Origin of the sequence: Binatus sp. (SeqCode), assembly GCF_050013435.1 — a bacterium.
Lineage (GTDB): Bacteria > Desulfobacterota > Binatia > Binatales > Binataceae > Binatus.
In genome coordinates this window covers 21,762-33,599 of record NZ_JBEKFG010000037.1, presented here as the reverse complement: position 1 = coordinate 33,599, position 11,838 = coordinate 21,762, and the positions used below count along the sequence as shown (strand labels likewise).

Here is an 11,838-nt window from a genome sequence, read left to right as displayed (position 1 = left end):
CCCGCCAACGGCGGGCGGCCTTAATACTGGGTGCAGGGGTCACCCCTGCCGCAGGTGATTCTTTCCTCATCCTTCCATCCCGGTTGCATCGTTGTGCCTGCGGTCGTAACGTCTTCGCGTTTGCATCATCTATCTACGCGAGGTTGGTATGGATCTTAAAAATGTGGTCGCGCTTGTGACCGGTGGCGGTTCCGGACTCGGCGAGGCAACCGTCCGCGAATTCGCGTCGGCTGGCGCAAAGGTGGCGATTCTCGATTTAGCGGCGTCGCCCGGCGCCAAAGTTGCCGAGTCGCTCGGCGCCAATGCGATCTTCGTCCAGGCCGATGTAGGCAGCGCCGACCAGGTGACCGATGCGATTGCGAAAACGGTGGCGAAGTTCGGTCTGATTAATGTCGCGATAAACTGCGCCGGTATCGGCCGCGCGATGCGCACGGTCACCAAGGAAGGCCCGCACTCGCTGGACCTGTTCAGCAAGGTGATCGCGGTCAATCTCATCGGCACCTTCAACGTCACCCGGCTGGCCGCGGCGCAGATGGCAAAAAATCAGCCCGGCGCCGACGGTGAGCGCGGCGTGATCATCAACACCGCGTCGGTCGCCGCGTATGACGGACAGATCGGGCAGGTTGCTTATTCGGCGTCGAAGGGCGGCGTGGTTGCGATGACGTTGCCGATAGCGCGCGACCTGGCGTCGCTCGGCATCCGCGTCTGCACGATCGCGCCGGGAACGTTCGAGACTCCGATGCTGGCGGGTTTGCCCGAGGCGAACCGCAAAGCGCTGGCCGCGCAGATTCCGTTTCCGCAGCGCCTCGGCAAGCCGGCTGAATACGCGGCGCTCGCGCGGCACATCGTCGAGAACGGGATGCTCAACGGCGAGACGATTCGGCTCGATGGCGCACTGCGGATGCCCCCGCGGTAGGTCGCCGCTTAAATCGTTGAGGCGGTGCGCGCGACGCGCGTCGCCAGGATAAAGGCGAACGCGGCAAACGCGATCGCAATCGCCACCGACGATCCCATCGGCATCGTCGCGCCGCTTACGGCCGGCTCGGCGAGATACAGTCCCCGCCGAAGCGCATCCACCGCGTAGGTCAGGGGATTCAACCGCGTCGTCCACTGGAACCACGCCGGCGCACCCGCCACCGGGAAGACCGCGCCCGACAGCATCCAGATCGGAAGCAGCAGCATGTTCATGAACGCGTGGAAGCCCTGCGTCGATTCGGTTCGCCACGCCATCGCCAGCCCGATGCTGGTCATCGCGAACGCGATCAGCGCCATCATCGCGGCCGATACCGCGATCGCTTCGAGGCTGAGTCGGATTCCCGCCAGCGGCGCCATCGCGAGGAAGATCGCTCCCTGCATCAGGGACAGCGTCGTGCAGCCAAGCGCCTGGCCGAGCACGATCGTCGCGCGTGAGATCGGCGCGACCAGCACGCCCTGCAGAAAGCCCTGGCGGCGATCGTCCACGGTCGAGGCGGTCGCGAAGATCGCCGTGAACAGCAGCATCAGCACGATCACGCCGGGATAAAAGTATTGCGCGTAATCGATACCGGCCGGCATCCCGCTCGGCTTGAATGACGCCTGCAGGCCGGCGCCGAGCAGCAGCCAGAAAACCAGCGGCGTCGCAATCGCGCTCATCACGCGGATCGGTTGCCGGATGAAGCGCACGATCTCGCGCTGCCAGAGGGTTGCGGCCTGAAGAAAAATTTCGCGCATTTTCGTCTAATCCGTCTGCGCCATATCCGCGAAGAACTGATGCCCGGTGAGTATGGGATGGATCAGCATCGATCGCAACGTATCAGAAACTCAATGAAAATGGGGAGTCTCTTTGAAAGCGGGATCGACCTAGTGGGCCGAGTTCGGCGGGGTTCGGCAGACGATTGGCAGACGTTCGTTCCCCGGCAAGGAGCAACTTCGACAGGCGCGAGTACGAAGCCGAAAAGCGCGACGCGCTGACGAAGTGGGACGCCAAGCTCGCGGAGATGGTGGCGTGAAGGCAAGTCCGGCTAGTTTACAGAATACTTCTAGCAACTCTTCGTCGTAGTCCATTTCGGGTTACCGTCGTCCCCTTTCCTCGGCCTCATTTCTTCTCGGACAGGGTTCTCAGTAGCTCATCTACCGCTTCTTCGCCGCCGGAGGCTTGCCGTCTCGCTACCAAGAGAAGCTCTTTCAGTTCTTCTTGCGCAGCGCTGCTCAAACTAGGAATCGTAATTTCGTCGATGGTTTCGCCTTTCTCGTTGTGCAATCGGAAGGTTGGGGAATAGTCCGGACCTTCAACCGAGACTACATATTTCGGAAAGACCGTTAGAAACTGTCGCTTGTTTGAGGTTTTTTTCCAAGCGACTTCGCGCGCTTTGGTCTTTTCGAGAATCACTTTTATGAGCTGACCGACCTTCTCCTCTACCATTTTCTTCAATGCCTCAGTACATCAATTTCGTTTTGTAGGTCCACTAGCACAGCGGCCAAATCGTCGATAAGGCCCGAAGTAATTTCGTTCATACGATCGACCGCTAGATCGTCAGTTCCTCCGAACAAGGTACTCTCTACTTGCGCTTCCATGGTAGAAAGCTGCTGTATAGCCTCTCTGATGCTCGACCGCTGTTTCTGCGAAATCGAGGTGCGTTCTTTGATCGCGATCAGTTGATGCTTGAGCGAAGTGTACCGGTCGGGCAGGACGGTCCAAGATTTTGCACGATGGAGCTTTCGAATCTCGTCGAGACTTTTGATCGCTGCGGCGACTTCCTGAATCGCGTTCAAGTTCCGGATTTGTTCCTTAACGTCCTCAACGGCGGTCTGCGATTTTCTAATACGCACCAGTGTGAGCGCAAAGCCGCCTATCGTGATCGCAACTCCCAAGATGCTTGCGATGTTGGCGAGAGTTTGCACGTCCAACACCCTCAACAATCTCCTGAATCCTCACTCGACGCTTCGCAAACGAATCGTCCGCGCTCATCTCGCACCGCTCTGCGCGCTCTCGCGCGCCCGCCACGCACTTTCAGCGGACTGCGTGCGTATTTGCCGCGCGTAACTTCCAGCGGTGGCGGCCCGAAGGATAGCGGCAAACCAACAAACAGTGCTCGAAGGGTCGAGAGCCAATTCGACATTCCGTCATCAAACCGCGAGACGAGACGGTTCGCAAGGGCAGCGAGCGTTGGTTGCCGGAAGGTTTCTGCAAACAGGGCGGCCCGTTGCCGAGCCGCTTTTGTCGTGGGGCGAAGTTGTCGAGCGCGCTGCGGTCTGCTAACCCATGGAGAATGAATCTCCGCCACGCAGCCGGGCTCGCGCTTGTGGGCTGTACCCCAGCGCACAACCAAGGTGCCATGAGAATCAAAATTACCGCGAAAGCTTTGCTGCTGGCGCTCGCTCTCATGACCGCCGTTGGATGTTCCGCATCGGGCGCGCTACCGCAAATGCCGGATGGTACACGGTGCAAAGAGTCGACCCACGGGTACCCGTGGGGCGGCTACGTCGATAAAATTTGTACCGACGCGAGCGGCAACACGACCACTACCCGCCTCGGCCAAAGCGGGTTGTACGACTAGGTCGCCGCCGCCTTCTCGCGCGCCGACTGCCCTAATCGCGCCCAGCCCCGCCCGGACGAAATAGCGCGACACTTCGCACACGACGGCCCGTGTCGGGTTTTCAGTCGCGATGCCGGGTTGTGCCGGTTGCTCGAACGGCAGACGATTGGCAGACCGTCGCGCGAGAAATCGCTAAGTAGCCGAAGTGTTAAGGTGTTCTTAGGGCTCGATGTCTGATTGCCACTGATGCCCGGTCAGGTGCACGAATACGTCCTCGAGAGTCGGCTTGCCGAATGAGACCGATTCGATCTCCTCGCCGAATGCGTCGATCAGGTCGCGAACCAATTCGTGCCCGCGGGTTCGTTCGATACGAATCGCGCCGTCCACGAGCTGGCTCTTGAGCTTGAAGCGCTGGAGGATTTTTCCTTGCAGGAGTTCAGGCGCTTGCGCCCGAATCACGATTACGTCACCGCCGACCTCGGACTTGAGTTCGCGCGGCGGCGCGATTGCGACCAGCTTGCCTTGGTGCAGCATCCCGATCCGATCGCATCGCTCCGCCTCTTCCATGTAATGCGTCGTCAGCACGACGGTCACGCCCTCGCGCTCGCGCAGATGCTCGAGGTAATTCGCAAACTCGCGGCGCGCCGCCGGATCCAGCCCCGTGCTGGGCTCGTCGAGCAGCAGCAGCTCCGGCTCGTGGAGCAGCGCCTTGGCCAGCTCGACCCGGCGCTGCAGTCCGCCCGACAACGTCTCGACCCGGTCGCGCTCGCGCGCCGACAGTCTGAGCCGCTCGAGCATCGCCGCAATCCGCTCGCGCAGCCGCGGGCCGGTGATTCCATACAGATGACCGTGATAGGCGAGATTCTCGCCGACCGTCAGCTTGCCGTCGAGACTGGGATGCTGAAACACGACGCCGAGCCGCCGCCGCACTGCGCCGGTTTCTCCCGCCAGGTCGTGACCGAACATTCGCGCGCTTCCCGATTGAATCGGCGCCAGCGTCGAGAGCAGCTTGAACAAAGTGGTCTTGCCGCCGCCGTTGGGTCCCAGGAAGCCAAAGAACTCGCCGCGGGCGATCGAGAAAGTCACGTTGCTGAGCGCCTCGCGATCGCCGTAGCGAAAGCCCAGCGCGCGCGCGTCGAGCGCGGCGGATTCACCGCGAATCGCGTCGTCCGCGGTCTGCGATCGATTCGAGATCGTCGAGGCGCTCACGGTTGGCCCAGTCCGCCCGCGGGCCGCGTGCCTTGCTCCGTCAGTCCGAGTTCTGCGCGATGCCATCCGTCCTGAAACGCCGTCGTGCGCTCGCCGCCGTTGCCGTGCCCCGACGCGGCGCCGACAAAGTCGTCGCCCGTGAGCTGGTAGTAGCGCGTCACTTCGACGGGATCGAGCCGCCGAATCCCCATCCGCTCGAGCGAGTAGCCGGCGAAATGATCCGCGGCGAGTTCCTTGTTTTTCACCGGAACGCCGGCATTGCCGGGATCGAAGTCAGCGTGCGCGAGATGGCCGAGCTCGTGCGCGAAGATCGCGTAGAGCATCGGGCGAACGGTGTCCGGGTCATCGATTCCCATCCACCGTTGAAACAGGCTGTCGAGGAACTGCTGGTTGTAGAAGATGCATCCGCCGCTGCTTGCGTGAGGCGAGCCGGCTCCGAGCGATTCGTAAACCGGAAAGTTGGTTCCCCACATATCGTTGAGCTGTTCGACGATCGTCTTGTACGGCTCGCCCGCCGGCCGCGCCGCTTCGCCGCACGCCACCAGCGCGCCGCCCGCGGCTTTGGCAGCGGGCGCGGCACCCGCGCTCGTGTCCGCCGGCGCGTTGGTCGTATGCCGCTCGATCACCTGCCAGTCGTCGTCGGCGTGGATCGAATTCGCGCCGATCACGACGCCGCCCGCGAGCATCGCAAATGCCGCCAGCGCCATCGCTGTCGTTTCGATTGGCTTCCTCAATTGGTTACGGTGCCGCGCGACGGTCCATCGACGAAAACGCTGCTCTTGGATCGCAGAGAATTTTTGTCATCTGCCATGTCGTGTTACATCCCGCGATCGGATCCCGCGGCCGATGGCGATTAATGATTTGTATAACAGCGCGCGCCCCCGCGAAATCCCAGGTCAGGGTGGCGCGGCCCGCGCGTGCGTGCGGCATGGCGGGCGAGGCGCTCGACGCGCCAGCGCAGCAGGAGTACGAGGCGGCCGGCTACCGTCAAAGCTGCGTATTTGACTTTGGACTCCGCCTTATACGATGAACTCTGTGAGGGCACTATTTTCATGCCGTGTTGCGCATTCGCAGCGTTCATCGTCAGCCAGGTCGTGCTGGGCTTCGGCGCTATCAGACGATTCGTGCTGAGATCGGGCGATACGCTCGACGACGCGCCGGGTAATCCCGCGACCGAGTGGCGATTGATTGGCGCCGCGCCCGCGCTCACGCCGGCGCAGCCGAGTCGCGGCCTGGGACTGCGCACACTGGCGATTGCCGCATCGATAGAGATTCTGCTGGCGAGCGGCGCCGCATACGGCTACCACCTGCACACGCATCATAATCACCACGACCTCGCCCGCGTCGCGAGCGTGCCGGTTCCCGTTTGCATGAGATAAGGAATCGAGGAGAACAGCCGTGGCCGTTATACCAGGCGATATCGCTCAGGCATTCATTCGAAGAGAAACGGCCGTCGGGCCGGTGACCTCCGCGCGTCATCGCCGGATTGCGATGATCTACGGCGCGATGTGCATCTTCGGCATGCTGCCGACGATCCTTGGCATGTCGCCGTCGCTGCAGGCTGCGGGGCTGGGCCTGTGGATTCCCGGCGGCGGATTCCTCGCGGTTGGCGGATGGGCGATCCTGTTGTTTATGCTGACGCTGGCGCTGTTCGCGCTTGCCGTGTTCGCATGGTTCGGCGCCGGGATGGTGATTGCGCCCATCATCGTATGGCTCGGCTCGGCGCTGCTGGCCGGTAAGATGGTGGGCGAGCAGAGCTGGTTTCTCGCGCCATATTTCGTCGCCGCGATAGTCGCGGGAATCGGCATCTATGCATATCAGCGGCAGCAGGCGCGCAAGACTGCCGAGCTTGCGAAGCTCGAGGCGCGCAAGCGCAGCATCGGGACGGCGATCGCCGAAGCGATCGAAGTTGCGGCGCCAGTGCCGGCGATGGCCGAGCGCGAACTCACGCCCGACGAGCTCGCAGCGTCGCGCTATGCGCTCGATCGCGCGCTCCAGCCGATCGGTCAGATGAACGGCTACGACAAGGTCGATCAGTTCCAGACTTCGGCGCTGCGCTATCAGATCAATCACCTGGGTTACGGCTTGGGAATGTTGCAGTGCATGTACACGCCGAGCTTTCATGGATATCTCTCGCAGGCGCAGCGCAACCTGATCGAGCTGTATCTCGATCGCCGAATCTGGGGCTACTGGCTATGGGAGTCGGCGTGGGGACATTTGAATCTGACCGATCCGGATCCCGCGGCCAAGGACAACATCATGCTCACCGGATGGTTCGGCATCCAGCTCTGCATGTACATGTCAACTACCGGAGACCGCCGCTACGCCGCGCCGGGAAGCCTGCCGTTTCGGCGCAACATGCATCGCGTGTTCCATCACGACGCGCACACCATCGCGCAATCGGTGGCCAAGAATTTCCTCGATTCGGAATTCTGCCTCTATCCGTGCGAGCCGAACTGGATCTATCCGATTTGCAATCACTACGGGATGACGTCGCTCAAGATCTACGATCGCGTGTTCGGCACAAAATACGTTCCGAGCGTGCTCGATCGATGGCTCAAGAATCTCGATACCGAATTCACCGACTACAGCGGCAGCATCATCGGGCTGCGCTCCTCGCTGACCGGAATCAGTTTTCCATTTCCGGCGGCAGATGCGCTCTTCGCCGGATTTGAGAATTGCTTCGCGCCCGATCGCGCGCAACGGATGTGGGCGACGGCGCGACAGGATTTGAAATACATCATCAAGTCCGATGAGACCGGCGCGAAGCGGCTTTCGATCCCGGGAAAGGGATTCGACTTTGGCAATTACAAATCGGGCTATACCGGCGTGTACGCGACGCTGATGGATACCGCGCGCGAGTTCGGTGATTACGAAATTGCCGACGCAGCCCTGCGCGCGCTCGATCGGGATTGTGGCCGCGCCGATGACGGCGGCGTACTGCGATATTCGAAGGGATCAAATCTTTCGAACGCGATGGCGATGCGTGCGCGCATTCATCGCCGCGATGACTTTCGCAGGACCATCGCGGAGGGCCCGCCGGAGGCGTCGTTGCGCGGACCGATTCTCACCGATGCGAAGTATCCCGAGGTGCTGGTGGCGCGCGCGTTCAGCAACGGCGACGACCTCGAGCTTGTGCTCTATCCGGGCGCGAAACCTGGTCCGCATGAGATTCGCATCGAGCGGCTGCGGCCGGGCGCCAAATACGCGATGCGCAACGACTCGGAGCACGCCTTTGCGGTTGACGACAACGGCACGGCATCGCTATCCGTCGAGCTTCACGGCCGCACGCCGATCCATATCGTTCCGGCAGTCTGATTGGAGGAACCAAGCGCGACGCGCAAGCGGCGGGGCGGTCAGCGACGACGAGGCGCGCCGCCTTCACCTCGGCGGGAAGCGCGTCGACGCGTCTGCGTCATTTGGCTTTTCGAGATCTGTAAGACGAGACGTTCAGACCCGGACCGTCGGGAAGAACCTGCGCGGCGGAGGGGAACTCAACTCCGCAAAACGATCCAGCCGGAAAAAATCGCGCGCCGCCCGCACCGACTGCGGTTCCACGACGCGACAGCGCCGATGCGAGATGCACGGCGGTGCTCATGCCAACCGCGCTCTCGATAGAATCGGTGACCACGACTTTGATTCCGGCGGTCCCCGCCAGTCGCGCAATTTCGACGCATCGAGTCGGGCCTCCGAGCCGCGCTGCCTTCAAGACGAGGTAGTCGACGGCATCGTGATCGATAAACGCGCTGAGCGCCGCGGCGCCGCTGAGTGATTCATCGAGAGCGAGCGCAACCCCGGTGGCATCGCTGAGCCGGCGCATGTCGCCCGGTTGCGGCGAGCGCAAAGGCTCTTCGAGGAACTCTATGCCGTATGGATGGAACGCATGCAGCGCAGCCTCAGCCTGATTCAGCGTCCATGCGCGGTTCGCATCGAGACGGATTGAGAAATCGTTTCCGATCGCCATTCTCAACGATGCAACTTTCCTGGCGTCCGCCGCGATCGGGCGCGCACCAACCTTGAGCTTGAAGGACGTGTGCCCATTGCCGACGGCAATGCGCGCTTCCTGGGTCAACTCCTTGAAGGTCCGGCCTGCCAACAGCGCGCAGATCGGCACGGGGCCAATCGATTCGCCGCCCAGCACGGATGCCATCGGAACTCCGCGGATACGCGCGCTGAGATCGATCAGCGCGGTGTCGAGCGCGCATGTTGCGGCGGCCGTAAAAGGAGAGCCGCCGGAACTATTCTCATCGATCAGGCTGCGCAGTTCGTCGGAATCGCGATGGCGATCGACACCTTGAACGATCGATTCGAGCGCGCGGCGCGTTTGCGCTATTCGCTCACCGCCGAGCCAATACGCGGGGCTGGCCTCACCCATTCCCCGCTCACCGGAGTCGGATTCTAGCGTCAACACGAATCCTTCGCGCGATCCGATTCGTCCCCGCGCAGTCGAGAGCGGCCGCACGAGGCGCGCGCAAAATGGAGTGATCGATGCGGCCGTGATCTTCAAAGGATGAGCGCCAGGGTCAGAAGCAGCCCGTAGGTGAGATGAAGCGCGGCGGTTCGCGCGAGGCTCTGATTCAACTCCGCTCCCGTACGTCGGAAAATCGCGCGTATTTCCTCAAACGCGAGCGGCGTGGCTGCGATTGGCAACAACAACATCGCGCCGCCGAGCCAGGCGAGCACCGGCGTCATCAGGAACGCGATCACAACCAGGCCGCCGTACTCGGCGCGCGCGAAATCTTGTCCGAACTGCACCGCAAGCGTGCGCTTCCCGGCGCGGCCGTCGGTATCGACGTCGCGCAAGTTGTTCACGACCAGAATTGCGGTGACGAGGCATGCAATCGGAATCGAGGCTGCCATGGAAAGCGAGGTCGCAGCGCCGGTCTGAAGAAACACCGTCCCGTTCACCGCCACGAGGCCAAAAAATACAAACACGAACGCGTCGCCCAATCCATTGTACGCGAGCGGCCAGGGTCCGGCCGTGTACGCGATTGCCGCCACCAACGACACGATCCCGATGCACAGGATCGGCCATCCACCGACCGAGACGAGGTAGCATCCGATCAGCGCCGCGAGGCCGAGCACGCCAAGCGCCGCGTTCCTGACCGTTGACGGCTCGACCAGGCCTGCCTGCGTGACGCGAAGCGGTCCGAGCCGCGCCGCGGTATCGGCACCCGCGACGAAATCGAAATAATCATTGGCGAGGTTGGTGCCGATCTGAATCAGCAATGCCGCGAGCAGGGTCATTAACCCGAGCATCGCTCTCACGTGGCCGCTGCGATGCGCCAAAGCCAAACCCACAATCACGGGCGCCGCGGCAGCGGTTAAGGTCCGCGGTCGAACAGCGGCAAGCCAAACCGAAAAGCCTGGCCGATCCAGATTTTCGATCGCTTGAGCACTCACGGCACGCGCTTGAATCTCGAGAAGTCGGGCTTGCGCTTCTGGTTGTAGGCGTTGCGGCCTTCCTGCGCCTCTTCCGTCATGTAGTAGAGCAGGGTGGCATTTCCAGCCAGTTCCTGGATTCCCGCCATCCCATCCATCTCGGCATTGAACGCCGACTTGAGGCATCGCAGCGCCATCGGGCTTTGAGCGAGAATCTCGCGGCACCACTGGACGGTCGTCTCTTCTAATTCCGCCAATGGCACAACCACGTTGACCAATCCCATATCGAGCGCTTCGGCCGCGCTATAGCGCCGGCACAGGTACCAAATCTCACGCGCTTTTTTCTGACCGACGAGCCGCGCGAGTTGCGACGCGCCCAGCCCGCCGTCGAAACTTCCGACCCTGGGTCCGGTCTGGCCGAAGACCGCGTTGTCGGCGGCAATAGTCAGATCGCATACTACGTGCAGCACATGACCGCCGCCGATCGCGAAACCGGCCACCATCGCGATTACAGGTTTGGGGATGCTGCGAATCAGCTTTTGCAGGTCGAGCACGTTGAGGCGCGGAACGCCGTCGGTGCCGACGTAACCCTGCTCGCCGCGGATGCGCTGATCGCCGCCGCTGCAAAAGGCCTCAGTGCCCTCACCGGTCAGGATGATCACGCCGATCTCGCCGTCTTCCCGCGCGCGCGCGAAGGCGTCGAGCAACTCCGTCACCGTGAGTGGACGAAATGCGTTGCGAACTTCGGGGCGGTTGATCGAGATTCGCGCGATTCCTTCGGCCTTCTGAAATCTGATGTCCTTATAATCGTGCGCGTCATGCCATTCGATTTGCACTGCGGTTCTCCTTAAAGTGTTGGATTAAGTTTTTATTTTCTACGATTTGCGGTTAAGAAAATCGGCGACGATGCGGTTGAATTCGCGGGGACGTTCGAGATGCGGTGCGTGACCCGCGCCGTCGATCGCTTCAAAGCGCGCATCACCGGCCAGAGCAGCCATTTGCTCGCCGATGGCGGTGAACTTCGAGTCCAGCGCGCCCGCGATCGCCAGCGTCGGTATGCGCAGCGCCGGTAATTCGTCGCCGAGCCATGGCTGCGCACCGGTTCCCATCCCGCGGAGACTTCGCGCAAGCTCTTCGACGCAGCAGCCGAGCCGCTCGCGCCGCAGACGATCGATCTTTTCGGCCGGCATCCGCGCCATCGACTCAAACAGCGGGATCGACTCCCATCGTTTGACGAACGCTTCGATTCCCGCGCTTTCGGCGAACGCCGCCAGCTCCGCGTCGGCGTGTCTTCGAGCTGCCCGAGCGGCGGAATCCGCGAGGCCCGGAGAAGCGCTTTCCAGCACCAGCCGGTTGATATGAGCGCCGTAATTGAGCGCGATAAACAGCGCGAGCCTGCCGCCCATCGAGTAACCGAGGAGCGAGAAGCGCGGGACTGCGAGAACGTCGTTTAGCAACCGAATCACCATCGCGGCCGCGCGCTCGATCGAATAATTTTCAACGCCGATTCCGACTCGGGTGCCTCCGTGCCCGGGCAAATCGATGCTGATGACGCGCCGATCCGTCCGGAGTTGCTCGCGCAGATCGCGCCAACTGTCCTTGCTACCGGTGAAACCGTGCAGCAGGACGACAGGATCGCGCGCCGGGGTCTGCGGCGACAGCGCGGATGGAGCTTCGTCGCTGAATTCGACGGTCGCAGTCCCGATCTCAACTCGACGATTCATCGGATAAT

13 protein-coding genes are annotated in these 11,838 nt (G+C 62.1%); 4 read left to right on the top strand and 9 right to left on the bottom strand.

Features of this window, described 5'->3' with window-relative positions; genetic code table 11:
- Window positions 1-148: 148 nt before the first annotated feature.
- Entirely contained in the window at window positions 149-916 is a 768-nt protein-coding gene (locus ABSB13_RS09365) for a 3-hydroxyacyl-CoA dehydrogenase (RefSeq protein ID WP_428107634.1), read from the top strand.
- A gap of 8 nt (window positions 917-924) precedes the next feature.
- On the opposite strand, the gene ABSB13_RS09360 is transcribed toward ABSB13_RS09365, so the two are convergent.
- The 3 genes from ABSB13_RS09360 to ABSB13_RS09350 all read right to left on the bottom strand — a co-directional run bounded on the left by ABSB13_RS09360 (window position 925) and on the right by ABSB13_RS09350 (window position 2,886).
- Entirely contained in the window at window positions 925-1,710 is a 786-nt protein-coding gene (locus ABSB13_RS09360) for an ABC transporter permease (RefSeq protein ID WP_428107632.1), read from the bottom strand.
- A 364-nt stretch (window positions 1,711-2,074) separates the two neighbouring features.
- On the bottom strand, window positions 2,075-2,410 hold the full coding sequence (locus ABSB13_RS09355) for a hypothetical protein (RefSeq protein ID WP_428107630.1): 336 nt from the start codon (window positions 2,408-2,410) through the stop codon (window positions 2,075-2,077).
- Window positions 2,407-2,886, bottom strand: a complete 480-nt coding sequence (locus tag ABSB13_RS09350; RefSeq protein ID WP_428107628.1) for a hypothetical protein — start codon at window positions 2,884-2,886, stop codon at window positions 2,407-2,409. The genes ABSB13_RS09355 and ABSB13_RS09350 overlap by 4 nt, the downstream gene beginning before the upstream one ends.
- Before the next feature lie 428 nt (window positions 2,887-3,314).
- Here ABSB13_RS09350 and ABSB13_RS09345 point away from each other — a divergent pair, with 428 nt between their 5' ends.
- A complete protein-coding gene (locus tag ABSB13_RS09345; protein WP_428107626.1) occupies window positions 3,315-3,536 on the top strand; it encodes a hypothetical protein in 222 nt (73 codons plus the stop codon).
- Window positions 3,537-3,734: 198 nt separating this feature from the next.
- On the opposite strand, the gene ABSB13_RS09340 is transcribed toward ABSB13_RS09345, so the two are convergent.
- Window positions 3,735-4,724: an ABC transporter ATP-binding protein gene (locus tag ABSB13_RS09340; RefSeq protein WP_428107625.1), complete on the bottom strand. Its 990-nt coding sequence runs from the start codon at window positions 4,722-4,724 to the stop codon at window positions 3,735-3,737.
- A complete protein-coding gene (locus ABSB13_RS09335; protein ID WP_428107623.1) occupies window positions 4,721-5,458 on the bottom strand; it encodes an ImmA/IrrE family metallo-endopeptidase in 738 nt (245 codons plus the stop codon). Before ABSB13_RS09335 ends, ABSB13_RS09340 begins: the two co-directional genes overlap by 4 nt.
- Before the next feature lie 273 nt (window positions 5,459-5,731).
- On the opposite strand from ABSB13_RS09335, the gene ABSB13_RS09330 reads away from it, so the two are divergent.
- Both ABSB13_RS09330 and ABSB13_RS09325 read left to right on the top strand, forming a co-directional pair.
- The gene (locus ABSB13_RS09330; protein ID WP_428107621.1) at window positions 5,732-6,103 is read left to right on the top strand and encodes a hypothetical protein; all 372 of its coding nucleotides are present in this window, start codon (window positions 5,732-5,734) and stop codon (window positions 6,101-6,103) included.
- A gap of 19 nt (window positions 6,104-6,122) precedes the next feature.
- Window positions 6,123-8,042 carry a linalool dehydratase/isomerase domain-containing protein gene (locus tag ABSB13_RS09325; RefSeq protein ID WP_428107619.1) on the top strand — a complete coding sequence of 640 codons (1,920 nt, stop codon included), beginning with the start codon at window positions 6,123-6,125 and terminating at the stop codon, window positions 8,040-8,042.
- A gap of 97 nt (window positions 8,043-8,139) precedes the next feature.
- On the opposite strand, the gene menC is transcribed toward ABSB13_RS09325, so the two are convergent.
- Genes menC through menH form a run of 4 tightly spaced genes read right to left on the bottom strand, consistent with a single transcriptional unit; the run spans window position 8,140 to window position 11,830 of the window.
- Entirely contained in the window at window positions 8,140-9,186 is a 1,047-nt protein-coding gene (gene menC, locus ABSB13_RS09320) for an o-succinylbenzoate synthase (RefSeq protein WP_428107637.1), read from the bottom strand.
- 41 nt (window positions 9,187-9,227) lie between these two features.
- On the bottom strand, window positions 9,228-10,127 hold the full coding sequence (locus ABSB13_RS09315; protein WP_428107618.1) for a 1,4-dihydroxy-2-naphthoate polyprenyltransferase: 900 nt from the start codon (window positions 10,125-10,127) through the stop codon (window positions 9,228-9,230).
- Window positions 10,124-10,942 carry a 1,4-dihydroxy-2-naphthoyl-CoA synthase gene (menB, locus tag ABSB13_RS09310; protein ID WP_428107616.1) on the bottom strand — a complete coding sequence of 273 codons (819 nt, stop codon included), beginning with the start codon at window positions 10,940-10,942 and terminating at the stop codon, window positions 10,124-10,126. The genes ABSB13_RS09315 and menB overlap by 4 nt, the downstream gene beginning before the upstream one ends.
- 39 nt (window positions 10,943-10,981) lie before the next feature.
- On the bottom strand, window positions 10,982-11,830 hold the full coding sequence (gene menH, locus ABSB13_RS09305; protein WP_428107614.1) for a 2-succinyl-6-hydroxy-2,4-cyclohexadiene-1-carboxylate synthase: 849 nt from the start codon (window positions 11,828-11,830) through the stop codon (window positions 10,982-10,984).
- Window positions 11,831-11,838 lie beyond the last annotated feature (8 nt).